We start from the raw sequence: 25,323 nt of genomic DNA, 5'->3' as shown, positions 1-25,323 counted from the left end.
GGAACAGCCGCTATGACAACCCCATCCCCGACCGTTTCCATGGCGGACAAAGTTGCCCTGATCGACAGCCTCTGCGCCAAGGCGCGGATCCTGCCGGTGATCACCATCGCCCGTGAACAGGACGTGCTGCCGTTGGCCGACGCCCTGGCGGCCGGTGGCCTGACGGCGCTGGAAGTGACCCTGCGTTCGCAGTTCGGTCTCAAGGCGATCCAGATCCTGCGCGAGCAGCGTCCGGAACTGATGACCGGCGCCGGCACCGTGCTCGATCGCAACATGCTCGCGGCTGCCGAAGCGGCGGGTTCGCAATTCATCGTCACCCCCGGCATCACCCGTGACTTGCTCGAAGCCAGCGTCGACAGCCCGATCCCGCTGTTGCCCGGCATCAGCAACGCCTCCGGCATCATGGAAGGCTATGGTCTGGGTTATCGCCGCTTCAAGCTGTTTCCGGCTGAAGTCAGCGGCGGTGTGGCGGCAATCAAGGCGCTTGGCGGCCCGTTCGGCGAAGTGAAATTCTGCCCGACTGGCGGCGTCGGCCCGGCCAACATCAAGAGCTATATGGCGCTGAAAAATGTCATGTGCGTGGGCGGTAGCTGGATGCTTGATCCTGAGTGGATCAAGAACGGCGACTGGGCGCGCATTCAGGAATGCACCGCCGAGGCCCTGGCGCTGCTGGACTGATGCTGCTGGATTGAAAGTTTTACCTGACACTTCGTTGTGTGTTCTACGGCTTTACGGTGCGCTTGGTCGGTGCACCGTTTTTTTTTGCCCGGAAAAAGTCATGAGACATGGCGCGATACATAGTTACCGCACCGAGAGCCTCGTGCGTCGTTAATCTGCGTTCATCTTATGGAAGAGAGAACGTGTCATGGAACGAGATACTTCAGCCTCATCGCCACAACCGATCTATCAGTTGGCCCCCGAGCAAATCGCCGGGCCGTACTTCCGCAATCCCAAGCTGCTGCGCCGCGACATCAGCGAAGGCGCCGAAGGGTTGCCATTGCTGCTGCGCCTGAGCATCGTCGACGCCATGACCGGCGAGCCGGTGAGTGGGGCGCTGGTCGATATCTGGCACTGCAACGCGCGGGGCGCCTACTCGGGATGGAGTCGGATCAATCCGGATCTGGAAGTCGGCACCGATGCCATCGGTTCGATCCCGCGCACCGACGATGACACCTACCTGCGCGGCAGCCAGTTCTGCGATCACCTGGGACGGGCACGGTTCACCACGATCTACCCGGGGTTCTACGCTGGTCGCGCACTGCACATTCACGTCGCGGTGCGCATCGTGGCCGGCAGTGAATATCTCGAGGAGCGCAACGTCGCCTGGGTCGGGCAGCTGTATTTCCCTGAAGTGGTTTCCCGCTCGGTGCTCAATGCCCGGGATTATCGCGGGCGGGCTTCGGCCCCCTTGAACAATGCCGAAGACAGCTATTACGCGAACGGTGGGGGCGAAGCTTCGACCCTGATCGTGTGGCCGATCGGCCGTGACTCTCACGAGGACGGATTTTTCGGACACTTGACCATCGGCATCGACACCTTTGCCGCCTCATCGCAGATCAAACCCGAAGACTTCGACAAGTACACCGTGTGAGCGGATCAGCGTAGCTCGTTGAGGGCGCGGGTCAGCGTCTGCATGTCGGCAGCGGTGGTGGTCAGCCCAGGTGTAATGCGGATGCTCGGCCCGCTCGCCGCACCGTTGCGCACCACGGTGAACAGGTTGTACTCGTTGAGCAGTCGCTCGACCATCGCCTGTTGGTCGGCGTGGCGGGTGAAGCGCATCGAGGTGATGCCGCAATACAGGCGGTGATCGTCCGGGGTCATGACTTCGATCCCCGGCAGGTGCCGCACCGCGCTGACCCACAGGTTGCGCAGGTAATTGAGTCGCGCGCCTTTGGCCGCCGCGCCGCCGAGCGAGCGGTGCTCCTCGAACACCAGTGGCAGGGTCATCAGCGCCGGAATGTTCGGCGTGCTGTACGGCGTACGGGCGCGGATATCGCTGGCCGGAAAGTGCATTTCGCCCATGTCCGGATCGATGTCGGCAAGGCGTTGTGGGGCGATGTACAGAAAACCCAGGGTCAGCGGCGCGCCAATCCACTTGTGCAGGTTGAACCCGGCAAACGAGATGCCCAGTGCTTCGAGGTTGAACTCGATCTGGCCGAGGGCGTGGGCGCCGTCGAGGATGATGTCCACCCCGTGTTGTTTCGCCAGCGCGGCGATCGCCTGTACCGGCATCACCAGTCCGGTGCGGTGGGTGACATGGGTCAGCGCCATCAGCTTGAGTTTCGGATAACGGATGAAGGTTTCGCGGTACGTGTCCAGCAGGCTGTCGAAACTGGCCGGGTGGGTGTGGCTGATTTCGATCACGTCCACGCCGCGATGCCGTGCCAGCCAGCGCATGGCCCCTTTGACCGTGTCGTATTCGAGGTCGCAGATCAGCACCTGGTCGCCGGGTTGCAGACGGTTGTAATTGCGGATCAGCGACTGCAGCGCATCACTGGCGTTGCGGGTGAAGGCCACGCTCTGCGCTCGCACGCCGATCATCTCCGCCAGTTGCGCACGGATGTCGAGGCTGTCGTGCTGTTCGAAACGCTGGCGCACATACACCGAGTTGCTGGTGTTGATCTGCTCGATATTGCGCTGGTAGTCCTCGATCACCGTGCGCGACATGCGTCCGAAATAACCGTTCTCCAGGTTCAGCGGGCCGGTTTGCGCTTCATAGCGGTCGGCGAAGGTCTGCCAGAACGCTTCGTCACGGGCACGGCGGGTGTTGTCAGGCATGATCGGCTCGGTTCCAGGGAGGAGGGCGCTTCAGTGGCGCGGGGCAGGTTTGCCATGTTTGGCGCGTAGTGGTTCGAGCAGGTCAGACAAACCGTTATGGTCGATTTCGTGCATCAGCGCCAGTAGCCCGCCGAGTTCACCGTGCGGGAAGCCTTCGCGGGCAAACCAGTTCAGATACGGCCCCGGCAGGTCGGCAATGATCCGGCCCTTGTACTTGCCGAAGGGCATTTCACGGGTGATCAGCAGTTCAAGCTTTTCAGGATTCATCAGCGACAATCATCGGGTTTCAAGACAGTCTGGAAAATACAGGCATTCTGCATGCAGGCCAAATGACAGTTCATGCAAATAACCGTGATACAGATGGTTCATTTATTTTTAAGTGATTGATAAATAAAGGAAAAAATCAATTTTAAAAGCTGGCACGCACACTGCAATAACCCTTGCATCTTCCACCGATCGCAAGGAATTGAAAAATGACCGACATGAATAAAGAAGCCATCTCCGTACTCAACGACCTGATCGAAACCAGCAAGGACGGTCAGGAAGGGTTCAAGACTTGCGCTGAAGACATCAAACATCCGGAACTCAAGGCGCTGTTCGCCAGGCGCTCAGCTGATTGCGCTACAGCAGCGGCTGAACTGCAGGCAACCGTGCGTTCGATGGGCGGTGATCCGGAAACCTCTACCAGCGTCAGCGGCGACCTGCACCGTCGTTGGGTCGACGTCAAAGCCATGTTCACCGGCAAAGACGAGGAGGCCGTACTCAATGAAGCCGAGCGCGGTGAAGACCACGCCCTGAAGGCTTATCGTGAAGCCATCGAGAAAATCAACAAGCACAATCTGGTCGGTATTCGTGATCTGGTCGAGCGCCAATACCATGGTGTGCAACGCAATCACGATCAGGTCAAAGCCCTGCGTAATCAGGCTCGCGCCCGTTCGTAAGCTTCACTGAAAAACCTGTGGGAGCGGGCTTGCTCGCGAATGCGGTGTGTCATGCAACGAGGTTGTTGCTGACCCGGCCCTTTCGCGAGCAGGCTCGCTCCCACTTTTTTGCGTAACTGCTTAACCGATGCTGATCGCCGGCAGAGTCGGCAGCGTCACGGTCTGTTGCTTGCGCGGCGCGAGAATCTCAGCCTCGCCATCCACTACCAGCTCATCACGCTGGTTGAACACGCGCGTGGCGATGCGCACGCGAAACTTCGGCAGCTTCTCGAGAATTTCCAGGCGCACGGTCAGGGTGTCGCCGATCTTTACCGGCTTCTGAAAGCTCATCTGCTGACCGATGTAGATGGTGCCCGGCCCAGGCAGCTCGCACGCAACGGCAGCGCTGATCAGTGCGCCGCTGAACATGCCGTGAGCGATGCGTTCCTTGAACATGCTGGCGGCGGCGAACTCGGCGTCCAGGTGCACCGGGTTGTGGTCGCCCGACATCGCGGCGAACAGCTGAATGTCGCGCTCTTCGACGGTTTTGCTGTAGCTGGCGGTCTGCCCGACTTCGAGGGCTTCGTAAGGGATGTTGGTAACCTGGGTCATCGGTCTTGATTCCTGTGACGGATTAAAGTGAATCCACAAAAATTATTCGCTGCGGTGAGGCCGACGATGGCTCAGCGCCTGGTCGATCCAGGTCAGCACATCGGCAATCACTTCGTCGCGATTGGTTTCATTGAACAATTCGTGCCGCGCCTGCGGGTAGATCTTCAGTTGCAGGTTCTGGCTGCCGGCTGTGCGCAACGCACCGGCCAGATCTGTCAGACGCTTGCCTTCGCTCACCGGATCACATTCACCGCCGATCACCAGCAGCGGCAGGCCCGGGTCGATCTGGGCGAGATTGGACGCTTTGCTGATTTGCTGCAAGCCACCGAGCAGATCGATCCACAATTGATTGGTGCAGCGAAAGCCGCACAACGGGTCATTGGCGTACAGGTTGACCTCGACCGGGTCGCGGCTCAGCCAGTCGAACGGCGTGCGCGCCGGTTTGAATTTTTTGTTGAACGAGCCGAACGATAACCACTCGATCAACGCACTGCGCCCTTTGGCGCCCTGACGCAGTTTCTCGAGACGGGCGATCTGCCGCGCCGCGCCATAGAGCGCCACCGACTGAAAGTTCGAGCCGCTGAGAATCGCCCCGTGCAGGCTGGCGCTGTGGTGCAGCAGATAGCCCTGGGCGAGGTAGCTGCCCATACTGTGCCCGAGCAGGATGATCGGCACGTCGGGATGTTGCTGGCCGATGTGCTGATTGAGGCTGGCCAGATCGCCGATCACCTTGCACCAGCCATCGTCATCGGCGAAATGCCCGAGTGTTCCGTGGTTGGCGGTCTTGCCATGGCCGCGCAGGTCCGGTGCGTAGACACCGTAACCTTGTGCGCAAAACGCTTCTGCCAGCCGCTCGTAGCGTGCGCTGTGTTCGGCCATGCCGTGGGCCAGCAGGATCACCGCCTTCAATGGCGCGGCCGGCAGCCACTGGTTGACGAACAGGCGGCTGCGGTCACTCGCGTCCAGCCAGAAGGCGTGGTGGATCATGGCAATTCCTTTTTATCGAGCGGTAACGGCCCGCAGTCGTTGCATTGTATAGCGCGTCCGATCAGCCCACGCCACGGCAGGAAGATTCATACGATCAATGTCGCCATCGCCCATATTTGCCTCAATGGCCATAACTGCTAGTGTCCGTGAAGCTCCGCTTTGTGCTTTTTGCTTTTAAGGAACAAGAGCAAAACGACAGAAAAGCGGCTCCCGGATCGATTCAGGTAAAGAGGACAAGAACAATGCAACCTGATTTCTGGAATGATAAACGCCCCGCTGGCGTACCGCTGGACATTGACATGGGCGAGTTCAAGTCGGTGATCGAGGTGTTTGAGCGTTCCTGCAAGAAGTTCGCGGACCGTCCGGCGTTCAGCAACATGGGCGTGACCCTGACTTACGCTGAGCTCGAACGCCAGAGCGCCGCCTTCGCCGGTTATCTGCAAGCGCATACCGATCTGGTGCCGGGCGATCGCATTGCGGTGCAGATGCCCAATGTCCTGCAATATCCGATTGCCGTGTTCGGTGCCTTGCGCGCCGGGCTGATCGTGGTCAACACCAACCCGCTGTACACCGCGCGTGAGATGCGCCACCAGTTCAAGGACTCCGGTGCCCGGGCGCTGGTGTACCTGAACATGTTCGGGCAAAAGGTCCAGGAAGTGCTGCCCGACACGGACATTCAATACCTGATCGAAGCGAAGATGGGCGACATGATGCCCGCCGCCAAGGGCTGGCTGATCAACACCGTGGTCAGCAAAGTGAAGAAAATGGTTCCGGACTATTCGCTGCCGCAGGCGATCTCGTTCAAGAGTGTGCTGCGCCTGGGTCGTGGTCTGGGCATCAAGCCGCTGAAAGTCGGCCTCGACGACATCGCCGTGCTGCAATACACCGGCGGCACCACCGGCCTGGCCAAAGGCGCGATGCTGACCCACGGCAATCTCGTGGCGAACATGCAGCAGGTGCGTGCGTGTCTCGCGCAGTTGGGGCCTGACGGCCAGCCATTATTGCGCGAAGGGCAGGAAGTGATGGTGGCGCCGCTGCCGCTGTATCACATCTATGCCTTCACCGCGAACTGCATGTGCATGATGGTTTCCGGCAACCACAACGTGCTCATCACCAACCCGCGGGACATCGCAGGCTTCATCAAGGAACTGAAGAACTGGCGCTTCTCGGCGCTGCTGGGGCTCAACACACTGTTCGTTGCGCTGATGGATCACCCGGACTTCAAGACCCTGGATTTTTCCAGCCTCAAACTGACCAATTCCGGCGGTACTGCGTTGGTCAAGGCCACCGCCGAGCGCTGGGAGCAGATCACCGGTTGCCGCATCACCGAAGGTTACGGGCTGACCGAAACCTCGCCGGTGGCCTGCACCAACCCGTATGGCGACAAGTCGCGTCTGGGCACGGTCGGTCTGCCGGTGCCGGGCACGCTGCTGAAAGTCATCGATGACGAAGGTGTCGAGCAGCCGATGGGCGAGCGCGGCGAACTGTGCATCAAAGGCCCGCAGATCATGAAAGGCTACTGGCACAAGCCCGAAGCCACCGCCGAAGTGCTGGACGCCGAGGGCTGGTTCAAGTCCGGTGACATTGCGGTGATCGACCCGGACGGTTTCGTGCGCATCGTCGACCGCAAGAAGGACATGATCATCGTCTCCGGTTTCAACGTGTACCCCAACGAGATCGAAGACGTGGTGATGGCCCACCCGAAAGTCGCAAACTGCGCGGTGATCGGTGTGCCGGACGAGCGATCAGGGGAGGCGGTGAAGCTGTTTGTGGTGGCGCGGGAAACCGGGATCAGCCTCGAAGAACTCAAGGCCTACTGCAAAGAGAATTTCACCGCTTACAAGGTGCCGAAACACATCGTGCTGCGCGAGTCGTTGCCGATGACGCCCGTCGGGAAGATTCTGCGGCGGGAGTTGCGCGATATCGCGTAGCCCTTGATGGCTGCGCTTCGCGCATTCGCAAGCAGGCTCGCTTCCACAGGGATAGATGTAGTCCCTGTGGAAGCGAGCCTGCTTGCGAATTTTTGTTTGATGACCCCGAAAACCGGGGCTTTCAGGGCTTTATAGGATTTTTGCTCTAAAATGACTGTTAGAAAGTCTTGAGTCATCAAAGTGACCATGGAGGCCGCTTTTGGCTCTAGTCGGCCCTCGGCAAAGCTGCTACTCTCGGCGCGCTTTGTGACTTCTCGGCCTATCTAAAAGCCAGATTCACCAATACAAAACACACACCAATAATAATCGCATCAAATGCGGTGAAGAATTCGCGTTGCTGAGGAGTGGGCTTCCATGATCGAAGACTTTTGGAAGGATAAATACCCGGCTGGAATTGCTGCCGACATCAATCCAGACGAGTACCCGAATATTCAGGCAGTGTTGAAGCAATCTTGCCAACGCTTCGCCAACAAACCGGCTTTCAGCAACCTGGGCAAGACAATCACCTACGGTGAACTGTACGAATTGTCCGGTGCATTTGCCGCGTATCTGCAACAGCATACCGACTTGCAGCCCGGTGATCGAATCGCCGTGCAACTGCCCAACGTTCTGCAGTACCCGGTCGCCGTCTTCGGTGCGATCCGCGCCGGGCTGATCGTGGTCAACACCAACCCGCTGTACACCGCGCGGGAAATGGAACACCAATTCAACGACTCCGGTGCCAAAGCCCTTGTCTGCCTGGCAAACATGGCGCACCTGGCGGAAACCGTGGTGCCGAAAACCGGCGTCAAGCACGTCATCGTCACCGAAGTCGCCGACCTGCTGCCGCCGGTCAAACGCCTGTTGATCAACAGCGTGATCAAGTACGTGAAAAAGATGGTGCCGGCCTACCACCTGCCCAAGGCCGTCAAGTTCAACGACGTGCTGAGCAAGGGCCAGGGCCAGCCTGTGGCTGAAGCCAACCCGCACAGCAGTGATGTCGCGGTGCTGCAATATACCGGTGGCACCACCGGCGTGGCCAAGGGCGCGATGCTGACGCACCGCAACCTCGTCGCCAACATGCTGCAGTGCAAGGCGCTGATGGGCTCGAACCTCAACGAAGGCTGCGAGATCCTGATCACGCCGCTGCCGCTGTACCACATCTATGCGTTCACTTTTCATTGCATGGCGATGATGCTGATCGGCAACCACAACATCCTGATCAGCAATCCGCGCGACCTGCCGGCGATGGTCAAGGAACTGTCGAAGTGGAAGTTCAGCGGCTTTGTCGGCTTGAACACGCTGTTCGTGGCGCTGTGCAACAACGAAGGCTTCCGCAAGCTGGATTTCTCCAACCTGAAAGTCACCCTGTCCGGCGGCATGGCCCTGCAACTGGCCGCAGCCGAGCGTTGGAAAGCGGTGACCGGTTGCTCGATCTGCGAAGGTTACGGCATGACCGAAACCAGCCCGGTGGCCACGGTCAATCCGATCCAGAACATCCAGATCGGCACCATCGGCATTCCGGTGCCGTCGACCCTGTGCAAAGTCATCGACGATGCCGGTGTCGAGCAGCCGATGGGCGAAATCGGTGAACTGTGCGTCAAAGGCCCGCAAGTGATGAAGGGCTACTGGCAGCGTCAGGAAGCCACCGACGAGATCCTCGACAGCGAAGGCTGGCTGAAGACCGGTGACATCGCGCTGATCCAGCCCGATGGCTATATGCGCATTGTCGATCGCAAGAAAGACATGATTCTGGTCTCCGGTTTCAACGTCTATCCAAACGAACTGGAAGACGTGCTGGCGACGCTGCCGGGCGTGTTGCAGTGCGCTGCCATCGGTGTGCCGGACGAGAAGTCGGGCGAGGCGATCAAGATTTTCATCGTCGCCAAGCCGGGCGTGACCCTGACCAAGGAAACCGTGATGGAGCACATGCGCGCCAACGTCACCGGCTACAAGGTCCCGCGTTCGGTGGAGTTCCGCGATGCGCTGCCGACCACCAACGTCGGCAAGATCCTGCGCCGCGAATTGCGTGACGAAGAGCTGAAGAAGATCAAGGCGAAGTCCGCCGCCTGAATAAAAAGCCCCGCAGATGCGGGGCTTTTTGTTGGGGCTGGCGGTAGATTTGTAGTGACGGTGAGGCCGTCTTCGCGAGCAGGCTCGCTCCCACATGTCAGTTGGAATACCGTCAAATATGGGAGCGAGCGTGCTCGCGAAGCTTTGCTGTTACTGGCGGAACGGCGCGAAATTCACGTTGGTCCCCGCCGGACGCATGTCCTGTAGATACGAATCCTTGTCTGCACTCAGTTCCAGGCTCAATGCCGCCTTGCGCTTGCCTTCATTGCGAATCACCAGACCTTCGAGTTTTTCCCGCAGGAACACTGTTGGCACTTTCAGGTGCAGCAGTTCGTCGGTGGCCGGGGTGTGCATCAACAGGTGAATCCACTCGTACTGACCGATCGCCAGGCGCGACACCGGCAGGTCGAACCACCAGATGTTGCGGTTGCGGTTCAGTTCGGCGAAGTGGCAGTTGTTGGTGCCGAGCACAGCACCGCCCAGTTCCTGGTTGCGACGGGCAATGGCCTGCTTTTTATCGAGTTTCATAACATTCCTGCGGGATCTGATCGTTGGCGCACGGCGCCCATAGGTGCGCATTCTCGGGGCTTGCGGGGCAAACATAAAGCCCAACCTGTGTTGCACGACGAAATGAAGGGCAAAAATAAATGAAACTCGCGGCAAACCCGCCCGGTCAATCATTACGTACTGACTTTTCCCCTTCAATGCACCAAGGAGAAACACCATGAGTAGCACTGGCGATAAAGTAAAAGGCATGGCCAACGAAGCGGTCGGCAACATCAAGCAAGGTGTTGGTAAAGCCACTGACAACACCAAGCTGCAGGCCGAAGGCAAGGTTCAAGAGAAAAAAGGCGAAGCCCAGCAAGCCGTTGGCAAAGCCAAGGATGCAGTGAAGAAAACCATCGACAAGGCGTAATCCAGCCTTGAACGAAACACAGGAACGGCCATCCAAGGATGGCCGTTTTTGTGTCAAAACCCCACGGTCATCCACGAAGGTCGCCAAGTAGGCTACCGTGATGTAAAAAACGGCCCCTGAGTCGCCACGACTTGAACCTGTTTTGCGGCGAAAGGAGACGCGAATGATTTTTCCAGACATGAAAGGTCTGCCCTTGCACCGGGTGATGGTGCGCACGGTGACTGAATTCATCGACGACGAGATGTCAACCTACGCCTCGGCACTGGCCTACCAGATGCTGTTCTCGCTGTTCCCGTTCATTCTGTTCCTGATTGCCCTGATCGGTTTCCTGCACCTGCCGGACTTCTTCACCTGGCTGCGTCTGCAATCGGAACTGGTGCTGCCGCCGCAGGCGCTCGAACAGGTCAACCCGGTGATCGATCAGTTGCAGCAGTCCAAGGGTGGCTTGCTCTCGGTCGGTATTGTCATCGCCCTGTACACCGCCTCTGCCGGCGTACGCCTGATGATGAGCGCGATGAACGCGGCCTATGACGTGGTCGAAGGCCGGCCGATCTGGAAGCGCTTTCCGCTGTCGATTTTCTACACCGTCGGAATCGCCGGCATGCTGTTGGCCGCCGCTGCGCTGATGGTGCTCGGGCCGCAGGTGATGGGCTGGATTGCCGCGCAGGTTGGCCTGGAAGAAGTCATTGTCACGGTGTGGACGATCGCGCGCTGGCCGGTGATCGTGATTCTGATGATGGTCGCCGTGGCCCTGATCTACTACGTGATGCCCGACGTCAAACAGGAATTCCGCTTCATCACCCCAGGCTCGGTGCTGGCTGTGGTGGTGTGGATCGTCGCCTCGCTGGGCTTTGCGTTCTATGTCAAAACCTTCGCCAACTACAATGCAATGTATGGCAGCATCGGGGCGATCATCGTGCTGTTGCTGTATTTCTATATTTCCGCCGCCGTGCTGCTGCTTGGGGCCGAGATGAATGCGGTGATTGAACACATGTCCAGCGAGGGCAAGGATGAGGGCGAGAAAGTCCCCGGCGAACTCGATGAACACCCCAAACAACATGTCTCGGGCCTGGGACGCGACCACTCGCTCAAGCCGGACACTGACGAAGCCTGATCATGATTCGTGAAATCCTCAAAATGGGCGACGAACGCCTGCTGCGCATCGCCCCGCCGGTGCCGGCCGAGATGTTCGACAGCCCGCAGCTGTGGCAACTGATCGATGACATGTTCCAGACCATGGAAAGCGTCGGCGGCGTTGGGCTGGCTGCGCCGCAGATCGGCGTCGATCTGCAACTGGTGATCTTCGGTTTCGAGCACAGCGAACGCTATCCCGAGGCTGAAGCAGTGCCGCAGACAATCCTGATCAATCCGCTGATCACGCCGTTGAGTCCGCTGACAGAAGAGGGCTTCGAAGGTTGCCTGTCGGTGCCCGGTCTGCGTGGTGCGGTGGATCGTTATCAGCAGATTCGCTACGAAGGCTTCGATCCCAAGGGCGAGCCGATCGTGCGCGTGGCGTCTGGCTTTCATGCGCGGGTGGTGCAGCATGAGTGCGATCATCTGATCGGCCGCTTGTACCCGTCGCGCATTACCGACTTCAGCAAGTTCGGTTTTACCGAAGTGATGTTCCCGGATCTCGATCCCGCTGCGGACGACTGATTCTGAGAACCTTCATTCCAATGCCCCACATTTTGATCTTTATGGCTCCAGCCCCATTGCAATCATCGGCTTGCTCCGTGCATACCGGCTCAACCGTTCCGCCATCGCCTGGGGCAGGGCAGGGTCGAAGCTGAAGCCGCGGCGTTCATAAAACCCGCGCAAGTCCGGATGGCAGAACAGCCACACCGGCTCTGTCACACCCTGCACGGCCGCCGCGATCAACTCGGCGGCAATCCCCTGCTCACGACACGCGGGATCGACAAACAACCCCGTCAACCAGCGTCCACCCGCCACCGGGCGCAAGCACAGCGCGGCAACGATCTCTTCGCGGCGTGCCACCCACAATTGCGCATCGCGTACCGCCTTCATCGACGATTGGTGGCTGCGGTAAAACTTGTTCATCAACGGCCACAAAGGCTCGTCGAGCAGGACGTACTGGGTATCGGACATGGGATCGGACTGTCGGCGGGCAAAGCGCCGATTATAAAAGAACGGGCGACGCAGGATAGGTGTATACCTGAGCCTACATTCCTGTGAGTGGAGTACGCATCATGTCCAAAGGTATGGATTCAAAGAAAGCCGCGAAGAAAAAACCGGCCAAGACCGCCATTGAAAAGCGTGCGGAGAAGAAGGCCAAGAAAGTCGATATTTTCGGTCATTGATCATGTCCCTCGGGGGCCCGGTTCTCGGGCTCCCGTTCAAGCGCAAAAATAATCTGCAAGATTCAGCGGCCTCGTTGCACAGAAGGGGAAGACTCCCGTTCCGAGCCACGCCATGTCCCATTACTTCGACGCCGATCACCGGCAACAGATCGAAACCCTGCGCCAACGCTTCACCGCCCGCACCGAATGGCCTACCTGGTTGCTGCTGATCGGCGTGTACGCCGGTTGGTTCGCCATCCTGCTCAACAGCCAGTGGCTCGGTCGAAGCGTGAGTACATTGCTGCTGATTCCGCTGCTGGTCCTGTGGCTGTCGGTGCAGCACGAGTTGCTGCACGGTCATCCGACGCGCTGGACAGGGCTCAACAAGCTACTCGGCTACGCACCCTTTGCCGTGTGGTATCCGTACACTTTGTACCGTGACAGCCATCTGTTGCATCACCGCGATGAAGACCTGACCGTGCCCGGTGTCGACCCGGAAAGCCGTTACCTGACAGCGGCGCGCTGGCAGGGCAGTTCGCTGTTCGAGCGCAGCTTGCACTGGTTGAACAAGACCGTGCTCGGGCGCTTTTTGCTCGGTGCGCCGCTGGCGTTACTGACGCTGGCCGGTGAAGAGCTGCAACGCCTGAAGAACCGCGAACGCCAGGCCTGGCTGATGTGGTTGACCCACGGCGCGTTCACCTTGTTGATGCTGTGGTTCATCGCCCGCTACAGCGTGTTGCCGGTCTGGCATTACTTGTTGCTGATCAGTGTGCCGGCGCTGTCGATTGCGCTGATCCGCTCCTACTATGAACACCGCCCGCACGCGCAACCGGAGCAGCGCACCGTGCTCAACGAGGCCGGTTGGCCGTGGCGCTGGCTGTTTCTGAATCTGAATTTTCATTTGGTGCATCATGACCTGCCGAAGCTGGCGTGGTACGACCTGCCCCAGGCTTACCGGATGCGCCGCGAGCAATGGGTGGCGCGCAGTGGCGGGTTTCTGGTGCAGGGGTATGGGCAGTTGTGGCGGCAGAACGGGTTCAGGCCGATCGACAGTCCGCAGCATCCCTTCCACTGATCCGAAGAACACCACCGCCCCCCCCCACAGGGTTATTGATTTGCAGGGACACTGTGTATGCCCCAACACCTCGCCGAACTGCTGATGTACACCGCCCCCGAGCCCATTCGTGCGGCCAGCGAACGCTGGATCACCCGCATCCTCGAGCACCTCGGCCATGCCCGCCTGAATGCAGAAGGCCTGTCGCTCCCCGATATCTGGTTGTCACCCAACCTGTTGCTGACGCAAACCTGCGGCTATCCGCTGATGACTTTGCTGCGCAATCGGGTGCGCATCGTCGGGCGTCCACGTTACGAACTGCCGGACGCCAGTGCCGGCAATCACTGCAGCCTGATCCTCAGCCGTGCTGACGATGCACGCAGCACCCTGGTGGATTTTCACGGCAGTCGCGGGGTGATCAACAGTGACGACTCCAACAGCGGCATGAACCTGTTGCGCCAGCGTCTGGCGCCGTTGCACCGCGATGGGCAGTTCTTCGCCACTGTCGGCATCAGCGGGGCGCACCGCGAGAGCCTGCGCTGGGTGCGCGAGGATCGCGGCGATCTGGCGGCCATCGACAGCGTGACCTATGCGTACCTTGCGCAATATGCGCCGGATGAGGTCAGCGGTTTGCGGATCGTGGCGCGCAGTGCATTGAGCCCGACCCTGCCGTTCATTACCGCTGCCACCGCCACGGATGAGCAGATCGAGCAGTTGCTCCGGGTGATGAATCAGTCGCTGGATGAGCTGCCCGACGTCGCGCGCACCCTTGGACTGCCTCACGTATTACCAGCCAGCGAAAGCGATTATGAAGTCCTGCTCGGCTATCAACGCGAGGCCCAGGCACAGGGGTATGACCTACTTCGCTAATTTCTTTATGGAATATAAAGATTCTTTTTAAGTATTTTTAACGAATAAGGCGCCTTGCTACGATCGCGCCACCGGATCACCGGACATTCAGCGACCCCTTGCCAAGGAGCCCCTATGTCCGGCGCCGATCCATTCCATCGCCACACCGTTGACGGCCTGTTCCGCGCCCACTACCACTGGCTGCGCAACTACCTGAGCCGCCAACTGCAAGACCCGGCGAGTGCCGAAGACCTGACGTGCGAAACCTTCGTGCAACTGCTCGAAGCGCCCGCGCTGACCGCCATCCGCGAACCCCGCGCCTTGCTCACCACCATCGCCCAACGCCTGCTCTATCAGCATTGGCGGCGTGCCGATCTGGCGCGGCGCCATGCGCAGCACGTCGAGGCCGAGTGTGCCGCTTCGCCGGAAGAACTCACGCAACAGCGACAAACCCTGAGCCGCCTCGACCGCAGCCTGCAGCGCCTGCCCGGCAAGGTCCGTTCGACCTTTCTGCTGGCGCGCGTCGATGGCCTGACCTACCCGCAAATCGCCGCCGAACTGGGCATCTCGCAACGTTCGGTCAGCGTGTACATGAACCGCTCCCAAGCCCTGTGCGACCGCCACAGCGCCAATCAAATCCTGACAGACAAGAGGTCCGCATGAGATTGATCAAAACCTTGCTCGGCAGCTCGCTGCTGGCGCTGAGCCTGAGCGTCGGCGCCGTTGCCGCCACGGAGAAAACCGCGCCGATCCACTTCGGTGACATCACTTGGGAGAGCGGCAGCTTCATCACCGAAGTGCTGCGGCTGATCGTCGAAAAAGGCTACGGCTACCCGACCGACACGCTGCCGGGCAGCACCGTCAGCCTGGAAGCGGCGCTGGCGAAAAACGACATTCAAGTGATCGGCGAGGAATGGGCCGGGCGCAGTCCGGCGTGGGTCAAGGCGGCGGCTGAAGGCAAGGTGTTCGGCCTGGGCGACACGGTCAAGGGTGCGACCGAGGGCTGGTGGGTGCCGGAATACGTGATCAAGGGTGACCCCGAGCGCGGGATCAAACCGTTGGCGCCGGAGCTGAAGTCGGTGGCCGACCTGCCGCGCTACAAGGAGGTGTTCCGCGATCCGGAAGACCCGAGCCGTGGGCGTTTCCTCAATAGCCCGACCGGCTGGACTTCGGAGATCGTCAACAGCCAGAAGCTCAAGGCCTATGCGCTGACCGACAGCTTCGTCAACTTCCGCACCGGCTCAGGTGCGGCGCTGGATGCCGAGGTGGCGTCGTCGATCAAACGGGGCAAACCGGTGCTGTTCTACTATTGGTCGCCGACGCCGTTGCTGGGCCGCTTCAAACTGGTGAAGCTCGATGAGCCGCCGTTCGATGCCGAAGCCTGGAAGACCCTGGCCGATGCCAATAACCCGAATCCCAAGGGCACCCGTTCGATGCCGGCGAGCCTGGCGATTGGCGTATCGGCGCCGTTCAAGGCGCAGTACCCGGAGCTGGTGACGTTCTTTGAAAAGGTCGATCTGCCGATTGATCTGCTGAACCGGACGCTGGCCGCAATGAGCGAGAAACGCCAGCCACCGCGTCAGGTCGCCGAAGCGTTTTTGCGCGATCAGCCGCAAGTGTGGAAGGGGTGGGTGCCGGGGGAGGTGGCGAGCAAGGTGAGTGGGAGTCTGTAAGGGGTTTTGTGTTGAATGACCGATAGCTTTCGCGAGCAAGCCCGCTCCCACAGGGGTTTGAGCACACCACAAATCCAGTGTGGGAGCGGGCTTGCTCGCGAATGATCCAAAGGCCTACGCCGCTTCCGCCGCCAACGCCGCCATCACGGTCGGCCGCCGCTCAATCCGTGCCTGAAACCGCGCCAGCGCCGGCCACTGCTCCAGCTCAATCCCGAACAACCCGGCCCAGCGCAGCACCACAAACAGCAGCGCATCGGCCACGCTGAAGCCGCCCGGCAGCAAATAATCCTGCTGCTCCAGCACCGCGACCAATACCGCAAAACGCTTGAACAACTTCTCCTTGATCACCTCGGCCGGCATGCGCTCGTCGAACAGGGCGCCAAGTCCGCCATGGATCTCGCTCGAGACGAAGTTCAGCCACTCCTGCAAGCGCACCCGCTCGAAACTGCCCGGCACCGGGGCCAGCCCCGATTGCGGTTGCAGATCCGCCAGATACTGCAGGATTGCCGGGCCTTCGGTCAGCATCGCGCCGTTGTCCAGTTGCAGGGCCGCAACATAACCCTTGGGATTGATCGTGAGGAAGTCTTCGCCACTGGCAGTGCGCTTGCTGCGGTTGTCGACACGGATCAACACGAAGGGCAGTTTCAGTTCACGCAACACAATGTGCGGCGCCAGCGAACAGGCTTGCGGGGCGTAATACAGCTTCATCGGCAGCTCTCTGGTGAGGATTTGGCGCCAGTGTCATAGTGCAGCGTTCGCTCGGTAAAATTAATCTTTCAGAAAGCAGCCATAAGGACAGCTACTGGCATGATGAACCTGATGCATTGGCGGCTGGTAGTCGCCGTGGCCGATCACGGCAACATCACTCGCGCTGCCGAACGGGTCGGCATGACGCAGTCCGGCGCCAGCCAGGCCTTGGCGTTGATGGAAGAAACCCTGGGTGTGCAACTGTTCAGCCGCGAAAGCCGCCAGACCCTGCCCACCGCCATCGGCCTGCCGGTGATCGAACAAGCGCGGCTGATGCTCGGTGCGCTGGAGACCATTCGCCAGACCGTCGACAGCGTGCGCCCGATGCTGCGCGGGACAATTCGTCTGGCGAGTTTTCCCATGGTCCTGGCGAGTTTTCTGCCGCCGCTGCTACGCCAGTTCAATCGCCTGTACCCGGGCATCGAAGTGGTAGCGCTGGAGGTCAGCGACGACGAGGTCGAAACCCTGTTGGCGGCCGGTCTGGTAGATGTCGGCGTGGTGCTCAACCCAACACCTGAGCGCAATGCCGGGCCGTTGGGGCGTGATGCCTGGGTCGCGGTGGTGCCGGCGGGGCACCCGCTCGCACTGCGAGGAACCGAGCAGGGCGTGAGCCTGCAAGAGTTGGCGGCGTTGCCGTTTGTGCTGGCCACCGGCGGTTGCTCGACCAATGCCCGCAGCCTCGCCGCCAGTGCCGGGTTGCAGTTGCAGGATGTGCGGGTCGAGGTGCGCGAATGGAACAGCGCTTTCACCCTGGTGCGGGAAAACCTCGGCGTGAGCCTGGTGCCGGAAATGACCTTGCCGGCTGACAGACAAGGGCTGCGAGTCATTGCTCTGGCGCCACCCATCGAACGGGTGTTTTCGTTGGTGCTGCCAGCGGGACAGACGCCCTCACCGGCGGTGCAGGCCTTGATGGATCTGCTGGCGGATACGGCTCGCGCAACCACGCGCTGAACCGATTCTTGTGCAAAAAGTGCCAGATACTGGCCGACTAGTGGCCTTGCGCAAGGCTTTGCGCTGGCTATGCTGAGCTGTAACTAACTATGTCGACCGTCATCTGTTAGCCGTGATTTCAACGCTGCCAGAGTGCGCAATCAAAGGCACCGGACACTGAACCAACAAGGAGCCTGTTTTACATGGAAGTTCTTCTGCACGTTAGGGCTGGCCCGCTCGCGGGTTATCAAGAGAAGGATGTCTTGATTAGAGCGTCGCTGCATGGACTCTCCGATTAAACGTCATTTATCACCTGACAACTTCCTCCTGTGGAGGAATGCGTGTGCCTGTTCTGTGGAACGTAGTGGTGGATTCTGAAAGACCCGAACTTTCATCAAATCAAAAGACCGCGCGGAAGGTGATACAACCATGTTCAACCTACATCACAAGGCTGACCTGCAGGAAATCGAGCGTTTCAGCTGCGCCTTGACCGAAGCCAACGCCAGACTCGAAGCGATCAGCCGCTCGATGGCGATGATCGAATTCACGCCCGAAGGCATTGTTCTGAATGCCAACGAAAACTTCTGCAAGACCATGGGCTACAGCGCCGAGGAAGTGCGTGGCAAACATCACCGGGTGTTTTGTGAGGAAGCGTTTTACCGCAGCGAGGAATACGCCAGGTTGTGGCGTGACCTGGCGCGGGGTGAACCGATCAGCGGGACGTTTCTGCGCTTGAACAAATCCGGCAAGGAGATCTGGCTCGAAGCCAGCTACATGCCGGTGTATGGCCCGGATAAACAAGTCAAAAGTGTGATCAAAGTGGCGGCGGACATCACTGCACGGATCAACAAAGAGCACGAAGAAGAAAGCATGCTGGCGGCGATCAGTCGTTCGATGGCGGTGATCGAGTTCACCCCGGATGGCAACGTGATTACCGCCAACGACAACTTTCTCAAAACGATGCAGTACTCGCTCAACGAAATCGTCGGCCATCACCACAGCATGTTTTGCCACCGTTCCGAAGCCGAATCTGCGCAATACAAGGCGTTCTGGGCATCGCTCAATCGCGGCGAATATCACTCGCACCGTTTCGAACGCAAGAACAAGTCCGGGCAGATGGTCTACCTCGAAGCCTCGTACAACCCGCTGTTCGACACCAAGGGCCGCTTGTACAAAGTGGTCAAGTTCGCCAGCGACATCACCAGCCAGATGACCACGTTGCAAAACGCCGCGGAATCGGCCCACAGCACCTCGGTACAGAACGACGCCTGCGCGCAAAAAGGCTCACAGGTGGTGCAGCAAACCGTGCAGATCATTCAGGACATTTCCCGCGACCTAAATGAAGCGGCGCTGAGCATCGATGCGGTGAGCAAGCAGTCAGACATCATTGGCACCATCGTCCAGACCATTCGCGGGATTGCCGACCAGACCAACCTGCTGGCACTCAACGCCGCCATCGAAGCGGCCAGGGCCGGTGAGCATGGGCGCGGGTTTGCCGTGGTCGCGGATGAGGTGCGCAGCCTTGCGGCACGCACCAGCCAGGCGACGCTGGAGATTGTCGAAGTGGTGCGCAAAAACCATGACCTGTCGCTGAGCGCGGTGTCGAGCATGCAATCGAGCCTGAGCCGCACCGGGTTGGGTGTGGAACTGGCGAATGAGGCGGGGGAGGTGATCCTGGAGATTCAGCAGGGATCACGGCACGTGGTGGATGCGATCGGGCAGTTCAATGCGACGCTGCAGTTGAACTAGCTGCAACGCATAAATGTGGGAGCGGGCTTGCTCGCGAATGCGGTGTATCAGTGACATTTGTACCGATTGACACACCGCATTCGCGAGCAAGCCCGCTCCCACATTGGTTGCTGCGCAATCTTCAGATCAAAGCGCGGCGAGAAACTTGTCCGCCAGCTTGTCACTGTCCTTGACGTCATTGACGTTCGCTTTGTCCGACTGCGCCAGCTGCATCTTGTCCTGCAAGCGCTGGGCGATCTCTTTACCGACGGCCAGTTGTTTCTCCGGCGGCATGGCCTGGATGTCCTCCTCGGTAATGCCCATGTCCTTGAGGATGCTGTCGCGCAGACGCTGTTCCGGCGACTTGCTCATGTAGTCCTTGAACGCGTCGGTAGCCGAGGTGCCGGTGGTGCTGCCGGCAGCCGTGGCGTCGGTGGTTTGCAAACCAACGCGGGTCTTGGCGAAAGCCTCGTCGACATTGTCGCTGATGCGCGCGGCGGCGGCGACCTGTTGGGTGGCGATCTGCGTGGCCGAATCCTGCACCTTGGACGTTGCATCGGTGGCTTGTGACTGGGCCTGATTCTGCATCGACTGCAGCATGGCGCCGTGCAGGCCGCTTTGCAGACCGGCAGCGGCGGTCGTGGTCGCATCTTCCGCCAGTCGCTTGGGCAGGTGGATGAGTTGCTGCTGTTTTGCACTGACCAACATCATGATGAGGACCTATGAATAATTGCTGACGGGCGTATCAGAGCAATTACCGTGCCTTTCAGTAATATCCTTTTGTTTCAATGGGTTGGATGTTTTACGCGTTAGGTGCAGCGGTCATCCCTTGCCGTCGGGCGGCAGAGGATGACCGCGCGGCCGTCAGCGATGGGCAATGTTTTCCAGTGCCAGGTTGCGCGTGCGCGGGCCAAAGTAGCCGATGGTCAGCATCACGATCAGCATGCTGCTGACGATGAACGCCAGCACCCCGGGCGTGCCAAAGTGGTCGAGGAACATCCCGATCAGCAGGCTGCTGAATACCGTCGACAAGCGGCTGAACGAATAGCAGAACCCCACCGCCCGCGCACGGATGTTGGTCGGGAACAATTCGCTCTGGTACGAGTGGTAACTGAAGCTCAGCCAGGCGTTGCAGAAGGTGATCATCACGCCGCAGAAGATCAGGCCGAAGGCACTGGTCTGCAACGCAAACAAAGTGCCGAAGGTCATGGCACCGAGAGCCGAGCCGACGATCTGCCACTTGTTCTCGAAACGATTGGCGAACTTCACGAACAGCAATGGCCCGAGCGGGTAGGCGAGGGTGATGATGAACGCGTACATCAGGCTGTGGGTGACGCTGACACCTTGCCCCGAGAGCAACGCCGGCAGCCAGTTGCCGAAGCCGAAGAAACCGATGGCCTGGAACACGTGAAAGACGATCAGCATCAATGCCCGACGCCGATACGGTGGCTGCCAGATATCAGCGAAACGGCCCTTGCCCTCAACGTCGACGGGTACTGCTTCGGGGGCGTCCAGCGGTTGGCGGTGATCTTTCTCGCAGCGTGCTTCGATGTCGTCGAGAATGCGCCTTGCCTCATCGAACCGGCCATGTTGCGCCAGCCAGCGCGGTGACTCCGGCAGACGCTTGCGCAGCCACCAGATGAACAGCGCAAACACCGCGCTCGCCAGCACCACCCAACGCCAGCCCGAGACGCCGAACGGCGCCTGCGGCACCAGCCACCACGACATCAACGCCACCGCCGGCACTGACAGAAACTGCACAAAAAAGGCAAAGGCAAACGCCGAGCTGCGCATGCGTTTGGGGACCAGTTCCGAGAGGTAGGCGTCGATGGTCACCAGTTCGATACCGAGGCCGATGCCCACCAGAAACCGCATGCAGATGATCCCCGGCGCCGAGCTTTGAATGCCCATCAGCACTGTGGCGACCGTGTACCAGACCAGCGCAAAGGTGAAGATCGCGCGCCGGCCGAAACGATCGGCCAGCGGGCTGAGCAGGCTGGCGCCAAGGAACAGGCCAAGGAAGGTCGCCGAGGCAAACGCCGCCTGATCGGAAAAACCGAACACGCCCTGATTGCCGGTGGCGAAGATCCCGTCACGGATCAGCCCGGGACTGATGTAGGCGGTCTGGAACAGGTCATAGAGTTCGAAGAAACCGCCAATCGACAACAGCGCCACCAGCCGCCAGATCGTGGCGACGGCAGGGAGGCGGTCGATGCGGGCGGAAATCTCGGCGGCGCGTATCGGGTCGATGCCGTCGCGTTGCGCGGCGGCGGGGGCGTGAGCAGTCATGGCGCTGATCCATTTTTTATTGATGGAAAAGCTTAGCCTGCTACCGGAGTTCACGGATTGTGAATATCGGCGGTTTGCCGGGAAGAACCGCCGATTTCTTGCAAAAACCGTTTAGCCATTAACGATTTATGCCGCGGCGGCGGAATCGGGCAGCGCCGAAGCCGGCAAGCCGAAGACGCGATCGAACAGCCAGTTGAAGGCGAACGTGTAGCACGGGATGAAGATGATCAGCGCCAGGTCCAGCAGGAACGCCTGCACCAGACTGATGTTCATCCACCAAGCGATCAGCGGGATCAGGAACACGATCAGCGTCAGTTGAAAACCGATCGCATGGGCGATGCGCCGTTTGACTGTGCGCGTGCGCGACGGCTGGCGGCTTTCCCAATGCTCGAACAGCGAGGTGTAGATGAAATTCCAGGTCACGGCGATGGTGGTGATGATCACCGCCAGCGGCCCGGTGCTGCCGGGCGAGGTGCCGGACAACAGCGCCAGGCCGAGGGCGGAGAAGGTCATGCCGATCACTTCGTAGAGCGACACATAGACCAGTTTGCGTTTGACGCCTTGCATGCGGATTTGCCTCTGTCTTGAAATCGATGGCCAGCGGGACTGGCGGAGGCGGCGAAAGATAGCTTCAATAGTGGTGACAGAAAAAGTCAGTAGCTTTCAGTTTTGGTGATAGGTGGTGGTGTGAATTTCAACAGTGACAGCATCGAATTGTTTCTCGCGGTGATCGAGCGCGGCTCGTTTTCCGCCGCTGCCCGAGCGCTGGGCCGGGTGCCGTCGGCCGTCAGCATGGGCATCGGCAATCTGGAGGCCGAACTCGGTTATCCGCTGTTCGACCGCAGCCATCGCGAACCGCAGCCGACCGCCATGGCGCTGTCACTGGTGCCCCATGCGCGGCTGATTGCCGAGCAGCTCAAGCAGCTGCAAGTGCACGCGGTGGAGTTATCGCTGGGGCTGGAGAGCAAGTTGTCGATCGGTGTGGTCGCAGACATCGACCGCCGCCGCTTGCTCACCGCGATCAAGGTGATCTGCGAGCGCCATCCGCTGCTCGACATCGAAGTGCTGACCGCACCGCAGGACGACGTGCTGGCGATGCTGCACAGTGGCCGCGTCAGCGTCTGCCTGGCGTTCGCCGGCTTGAGCATGAACGTGCTGGAGCGTTTTCAGTTTGTCGGCAGCGAACGGATGATCGCCACCCTGGCGGCGGACAGTCCGTTGTTGCAGGGGCAGGATCTGTTTCTTGAGGACCTGGTGCACGTGCGGCAGATCTTCGTCGCCAGCCGCGACCTGCCGATCAGCGAAACCCGGCCGCTGGTGGCCGAATCCCCCTGGCGCACCGACACTCTGGAGGCGGCGCTGGAGATGGTCGAGGCGGGGCTGGGCTGGGGCAATTTCCCGCTGTCGGTGGTGCAGCCATGGCTGGACAGCGGGCGTTTGAAACGACTGAATTTCCGCAACATCGAGAACGGGCTGGTGCTACCGGTACATGCGGTGTGGCTCAAGAGCCAGCCGCTGCAGAAAGGCGCTTTGGCCCTCGTCAACATGCTCAGCCACTGAGCCCACGCAGAGCCCATTGTGGGAGCGGGTTTGCTCGCGAATGCGGTGTGCCAGATAAGCAAATGCCAGCTGACACGCCTTCGCGAGCAAGCCCGCTCCCACAGGGGTTGGGTTTCAACCCGGCATTTGTGACCACCACGGGGACTTCAGAGGTCAGGTGCTTTCACGGACTTTCAGTTCAAAGCCCATGTCTTCCACCGGACGTGCAACATTGTTGCCCGCCATCAACGTCAGCATCTGCTCTGCCGCGCGCCGGCCGATCGCCTCTCGTGGGGTATTGATGCTGCTCAGGCGCGGCACCATGTGTTCGGACATCGGCAAGTCGTTGAAGCCGAGGATCGCCACCTGTTCGGGGATCTTGATCCCGTTGCGCAGCGCTTCGAGCAGGGCACCCTGCGCGAGGTCGTCGTTACCAAAGAAGATCGCATCGACGTCCGGATGCGCCGCCAGCAGTTGCAGGAACAGCTCACCGCCCAATCCCACCGACGATGAACGCGGGGTCAGCACTTCCAGGTCCGGGTCATAGCGACCGGCCTTCTGCAGGGCTTTGCGGAAACCCTCGCCGCGCAACAAAGTGCGCTGATCGAGTTGTGCGCCAATGTAGGCCAGACGCTTGCGCCCTCGGGAGAGCAAATGTTCGGCGGCCGTTTCACCTGCGCTGAGCTGGGAGAAACCCACGCAGTTCACTCCGGCGGCGCTGTCCAGTTCCATCATGTACACGCAGGGAATGTTGCTGGCCTCGATCATCCGCCGCGAACTTTCCGTGCGATCAAACCCGGTCAGCAGCAAACCACGGGGCTGATAAGCCATGTAGTTGCGCAGCAGGTTTTCTTCTTCATCACGCGAATAGTGGAAGTTGCCGATCAGCACTTCGAAGCCCTTGGGCGTGAGCACCCGATGAATGGCTTCCAGCGTATCGATAAACAACAGGTTGGACAGCGACGGCACCAACACCACCACCGAATGGCTCTGCGCCGAGGCCAGCGCGCGGGCGGCCGGGTTGACCACGTAGTTGAGTTCGAGCGCGGCTTTCTGGACTTTTTCCACCAGTTCGGTGGCCACGGTGCTGACCCCACGCAAGGCGCGGGAGGCGGTAATCGGACTGACACCGGCGAGGCGAGCAACTTCATTGAGTGTGGGACGGCCGGTGGTGCGGGTATTTTTATCGTTTTTAGGGGTGGTCATCGGGCGGCTTGCCAAACAAAAATCAAGGCACTAAGGTAGCGCTGTCCTGATGCAGCTGCAAATGCGTAAGCGAGGTCCTGCCTGATCCTCGCTTTTTGGCGTTGGGCGAAAACCTGCTGCAACCCAAAAAAACGACAAGAAGGCGTCGGCAACTTCTGCCTGTGCACTAGAGTCATAGCTAGCAAAGGTAGCGCTGTCTGCGCGCTGAGGTGTTATATGAGTCATCCCATCACCGCCCTGGTCATCATGGGCGTTGCCGGTTGCGGCAAGACGTGCGTCAGCGAGGCCTTGTGCCAATTGAGCGGCGCCACTGCCATTGAAGGCGATACTTTTCATCCGGCCGCCAACATCGAAAAGATGAGCGCGGGGATCCCCCTGAACGACGAAGACCGTGCCGGCTGGCTCGACAGCCTGTGCGTTGAATTGCGTCGTGTCGATGCACTGGGCGAGCGTCCGGTGCTGACCTGCTCGGCCCTCAAACACAGTTATCGTGAAGTGCTGCGCAGTGCCTTGCCGGGCCTGGGCTTCGTGTTTCTTGAGCTGACCCCGGAAGTGGCCGCTGACCGCGTGTCCCATCGTCCTGGCCACTTCATGCCGGCGACGTTGATCGAAAGCCAGTTCGCCACGCTTGAATCGCCAGTCGGCGAGCCGCTGACCCTGGCGCTGAATGCGTCGATCCACAGCGTCGATGAGCTGGCGTCCCAGGCGCACGTCTGGTGGCAGGCCCATGGTCTGAAACAGGCGGTATGAGTGTGTTGAAAGAGCTAGCGCTGTCCTCACGAATTCTGTTTAACCCGCTTTAATAACAACAACAA

The 25,323-nt window shown here is 60.0% G+C and carries 27 protein-coding genes and 1 pseudogene; 17 read left to right on the top strand and 11 right to left on the bottom strand.

The window, feature by feature from the left end; translation table 11 throughout:
* The first annotated feature begins 12 nt into the window (after positions 1 to 12).
* Positions 13 to 678, top strand: a complete 666-nt coding sequence (locus tag AC0J41_RS19550; RefSeq protein WP_016773539.1) for a bifunctional 4-hydroxy-2-oxoglutarate aldolase/2-dehydro-3-deoxy-phosphogluconate aldolase — start codon at positions 13 to 15, stop codon at positions 676 to 678.
* Positions 679 to 865: 187 nt separating this feature from the next.
* A complete protein-coding gene (locus tag AC0J41_RS19545; protein WP_025112831.1) occupies positions 866 to 1,591 on the top strand; it encodes an intradiol ring-cleavage dioxygenase in 726 nt (241 codons plus the stop codon).
* Positions 1,592 to 1,596: 5 nt separating this feature from the next.
* Here the strand turns inward: AC0J41_RS19545 and AC0J41_RS19540 are convergent, their stop codons facing one another.
* Together AC0J41_RS19540 and AC0J41_RS19535 are read right to left on the bottom strand one after the other, a co-directional pair.
* Positions 1,597 to 2,778, bottom strand: a complete 1,182-nt coding sequence (locus AC0J41_RS19540) for an aminotransferase class V-fold PLP-dependent enzyme (RefSeq protein ID WP_025112832.1) — start codon at positions 2,776 to 2,778, stop codon at positions 1,597 to 1,599.
* A 30-nt stretch (positions 2,779 to 2,808) separates the two neighbouring features.
* The gene (locus tag AC0J41_RS19535) at positions 2,809 to 3,045 is read right to left on the bottom strand and encodes a DUF3820 family protein (protein WP_025112833.1); all 237 of its coding nucleotides are present in this window, start codon (positions 3,043 to 3,045) and stop codon (positions 2,809 to 2,811) included.
* A 206-nt stretch (positions 3,046 to 3,251) separates the two neighbouring features.
* On the opposite strand from AC0J41_RS19535, the gene AC0J41_RS19530 reads away from it, so the two are divergent.
* A complete protein-coding gene (locus tag AC0J41_RS19530) occupies positions 3,252 to 3,719 on the top strand; it encodes a ferritin-like domain-containing protein (protein ID WP_473013362.1) in 468 nt (155 codons plus the stop codon).
* A gap of 120 nt (positions 3,720 to 3,839) precedes the next feature.
* On the opposite strand, the gene AC0J41_RS19525 is transcribed toward AC0J41_RS19530, so the two are convergent.
* Together AC0J41_RS19525 and AC0J41_RS19520 are read right to left on the bottom strand one after the other, a co-directional pair.
* Positions 3,840 to 4,310 (bottom strand): MaoC family dehydratase, encoded by a 471-nt coding sequence (locus AC0J41_RS19525; RefSeq protein ID WP_003227420.1) that lies wholly within the window; start codon positions 4,308 to 4,310, stop codon positions 3,840 to 3,842.
* A gap of 42 nt (positions 4,311 to 4,352) precedes the next feature.
* Entirely contained in the window at positions 4,353 to 5,297 is a 945-nt protein-coding gene (locus AC0J41_RS19520) for a lysophospholipase (RefSeq protein ID WP_473013361.1), read from the bottom strand.
* 242 nt (positions 5,298 to 5,539) lie between these two features.
* Between AC0J41_RS19520 and fadD2 the strand changes: the two genes are divergently transcribed.
* Together fadD2 and fadD1 are read left to right on the top strand one after the other, a co-directional pair.
* A complete protein-coding gene (fadD2, locus tag AC0J41_RS19515) occupies positions 5,540 to 7,228 on the top strand; it encodes a long-chain-fatty-acid--CoA ligase FadD2 (RefSeq protein ID WP_473013360.1) in 1,689 nt (562 codons plus the stop codon).
* A 354-nt stretch (positions 7,229 to 7,582) separates the two neighbouring features.
* Positions 7,583 to 9,280: a long-chain-fatty-acid--CoA ligase FadD1 gene (gene fadD1, locus AC0J41_RS19510; protein ID WP_025112837.1), complete on the top strand. Its 1,698-nt coding sequence runs from the start codon at positions 7,583 to 7,585 to the stop codon at positions 9,278 to 9,280.
* A gap of 150 nt (positions 9,281 to 9,430) precedes the next feature.
* On the opposite strand, the gene AC0J41_RS19505 is transcribed toward fadD1, so the two are convergent.
* Positions 9,431 to 9,808 (bottom strand): hypothetical protein, encoded by a 378-nt coding sequence (locus AC0J41_RS19505; RefSeq protein ID WP_007951149.1) that lies wholly within the window; start codon positions 9,806 to 9,808, stop codon positions 9,431 to 9,433.
* A 196-nt stretch (positions 9,809 to 10,004) separates the two neighbouring features.
* Between AC0J41_RS19505 and AC0J41_RS19500 the strand changes: the two genes are divergently transcribed.
* The 3 genes from AC0J41_RS19500 to def all read left to right on the top strand — a co-directional run bounded on the left by AC0J41_RS19500 (position 10,005) and on the right by def (position 11,852).
* Entirely contained in the window at positions 10,005 to 10,196 is a 192-nt protein-coding gene (locus tag AC0J41_RS19500; protein WP_025112838.1) for a CsbD family protein, read from the top strand.
* Between the two features lie 163 nt (positions 10,197 to 10,359).
* The gene (locus AC0J41_RS19495; protein WP_025112839.1) at positions 10,360 to 11,310 is read left to right on the top strand and encodes a YihY/virulence factor BrkB family protein; all 951 of its coding nucleotides are present in this window, start codon (positions 10,360 to 10,362) and stop codon (positions 11,308 to 11,310) included.
* A 2-nt stretch (positions 11,311 to 11,312) separates the two neighbouring features.
* Positions 11,313 to 11,852 (top strand): peptide deformylase, encoded by a 540-nt coding sequence (def, locus tag AC0J41_RS19490; RefSeq protein WP_473013359.1) that lies wholly within the window; start codon positions 11,313 to 11,315, stop codon positions 11,850 to 11,852.
* Positions 11,853 to 11,891: 39 nt separating this feature from the next.
* On the opposite strand, the gene AC0J41_RS19485 is transcribed toward def, so the two are convergent.
* Entirely contained in the window at positions 11,892 to 12,302 is a 411-nt protein-coding gene (locus AC0J41_RS19485) for a GNAT family N-acetyltransferase (protein ID WP_025112841.1), read from the bottom strand.
* A gap of 324 nt (positions 12,303 to 12,626) precedes the next feature.
* On the opposite strand from AC0J41_RS19485, the gene AC0J41_RS19480 reads away from it, so the two are divergent.
* From AC0J41_RS19480 to AC0J41_RS19465, 4 genes are all read left to right on the top strand, one after another.
* A complete protein-coding gene (locus AC0J41_RS19480) occupies positions 12,627 to 13,568 on the top strand; it encodes a fatty acid desaturase (protein WP_473013358.1) in 942 nt (313 codons plus the stop codon).
* 57 nt (positions 13,569 to 13,625) lie between these two features.
* On the top strand, positions 13,626 to 14,417 hold the full coding sequence (locus tag AC0J41_RS19475) for a phosphate/phosphite/phosphonate ABC transporter substrate-binding protein (protein ID WP_473013357.1): 792 nt from the start codon (positions 13,626 to 13,628) through the stop codon (positions 14,415 to 14,417).
* A gap of 114 nt (positions 14,418 to 14,531) precedes the next feature.
* Positions 14,532 to 15,059 carry a sigma-70 family RNA polymerase sigma factor gene (locus AC0J41_RS19470; RefSeq protein ID WP_473013356.1) on the top strand — a complete coding sequence of 176 codons (528 nt, stop codon included), beginning with the start codon at positions 14,532 to 14,534 and terminating at the stop codon, positions 15,057 to 15,059.
* Positions 15,056 to 16,069, top strand: coding sequence for an ABC transporter substrate-binding protein (locus AC0J41_RS19465; RefSeq protein ID WP_473013355.1), 1,014 nt, complete (start codon positions 15,056 to 15,058; stop codon positions 16,067 to 16,069). The genes AC0J41_RS19470 and AC0J41_RS19465 overlap by 4 nt, the downstream gene beginning before the upstream one ends.
* Positions 16,070 to 16,183: 114 nt before the next feature.
* Here the strand turns inward: AC0J41_RS19465 and gstA are convergent, their stop codons facing one another.
* A complete protein-coding gene (gstA, locus tag AC0J41_RS19460; RefSeq protein WP_025112846.1) occupies positions 16,184 to 16,777 on the bottom strand; it encodes a glutathione transferase GstA in 594 nt (197 codons plus the stop codon).
* A gap of 99 nt (positions 16,778 to 16,876) precedes the next feature.
* Here gstA and AC0J41_RS19455 point away from each other — a divergent pair, with 99 nt between their 5' ends.
* The 3 genes and pseudogenes from AC0J41_RS19455 to AC0J41_RS19445 all read left to right on the top strand — a co-directional run bounded on the left by AC0J41_RS19455 (position 16,877) and on the right by AC0J41_RS19445 (position 19,495).
* Positions 16,877 to 17,767: a LysR family transcriptional regulator gene (locus tag AC0J41_RS19455; protein WP_473013354.1), complete on the top strand. Its 891-nt coding sequence runs from the start codon at positions 16,877 to 16,879 to the stop codon at positions 17,765 to 17,767.
* A gap of 408 nt (positions 17,768 to 18,175) precedes the next feature.
* Positions 18,176 to 18,952, top strand: a pseudogene (locus tag AC0J41_RS19450) (PAS domain-containing protein); the annotation flags it as partial.
* Positions 18,953 to 18,955: 3 nt separating this feature from the next.
* The gene (locus tag AC0J41_RS19445; RefSeq protein WP_256214240.1) at positions 18,956 to 19,495 is read left to right on the top strand and encodes a methyl-accepting chemotaxis protein; all 540 of its coding nucleotides are present in this window, start codon (positions 18,956 to 18,958) and stop codon (positions 19,493 to 19,495) included.
* Positions 19,496 to 19,621: 126 nt separating this feature from the next.
* On the opposite strand, the gene AC0J41_RS19440 is transcribed toward AC0J41_RS19445, so the two are convergent.
* The 3 genes from AC0J41_RS19440 to AC0J41_RS19430 all read right to left on the bottom strand — a co-directional run bounded on the left by AC0J41_RS19440 (position 19,622) and on the right by AC0J41_RS19430 (position 22,330).
* Positions 19,622 to 20,182: a hypothetical protein gene (locus AC0J41_RS19440; RefSeq protein WP_025112849.1), complete on the bottom strand. Its 561-nt coding sequence runs from the start codon at positions 20,180 to 20,182 to the stop codon at positions 19,622 to 19,624.
* A 156-nt stretch (positions 20,183 to 20,338) separates the two neighbouring features.
* Positions 20,339 to 21,763 carry an MFS transporter gene (locus AC0J41_RS19435; protein WP_473013353.1) on the bottom strand — a complete coding sequence of 475 codons (1,425 nt, stop codon included), beginning with the start codon at positions 21,761 to 21,763 and terminating at the stop codon, positions 20,339 to 20,341.
* A 126-nt stretch (positions 21,764 to 21,889) separates the two neighbouring features.
* Positions 21,890 to 22,330 carry a PACE efflux transporter gene (locus AC0J41_RS19430; RefSeq protein WP_473013352.1) on the bottom strand — a complete coding sequence of 147 codons (441 nt, stop codon included), beginning with the start codon at positions 22,328 to 22,330 and terminating at the stop codon, positions 21,890 to 21,892.
* Between the two features lie 120 nt (positions 22,331 to 22,450).
* On the opposite strand from AC0J41_RS19430, the gene AC0J41_RS19425 reads away from it, so the two are divergent.
* Positions 22,451 to 23,323: a LysR family transcriptional regulator gene (locus AC0J41_RS19425; protein ID WP_473013351.1), complete on the top strand. Its 873-nt coding sequence runs from the start codon at positions 22,451 to 22,453 to the stop codon at positions 23,321 to 23,323.
* Between the two features lie 153 nt (positions 23,324 to 23,476).
* On the opposite strand, the gene gntR is transcribed toward AC0J41_RS19425, so the two are convergent.
* Positions 23,477 to 24,508: an HTH-type transcriptional regulator GntR gene (gntR, locus tag AC0J41_RS19420; protein WP_025112853.1), complete on the bottom strand. Its 1,032-nt coding sequence runs from the start codon at positions 24,506 to 24,508 to the stop codon at positions 23,477 to 23,479.
* A 216-nt stretch (positions 24,509 to 24,724) separates the two neighbouring features.
* Between gntR and AC0J41_RS19415 the strand changes: the two genes are divergently transcribed.
* Positions 24,725 to 25,258, top strand: a complete 534-nt coding sequence (locus tag AC0J41_RS19415) for a gluconokinase (RefSeq protein ID WP_025112854.1) — start codon at positions 24,725 to 24,727, stop codon at positions 25,256 to 25,258.
* The last annotated feature ends 65 nt before the right edge of the window (positions 25,259 to 25,323 follow it).

The sequence above is a fragment of the Pseudomonas sp. Arb-4-2C genome, from assembly GCF_055755015.1.
This window is presented reverse-complemented; position numbering and strand designations above follow the sequence as displayed.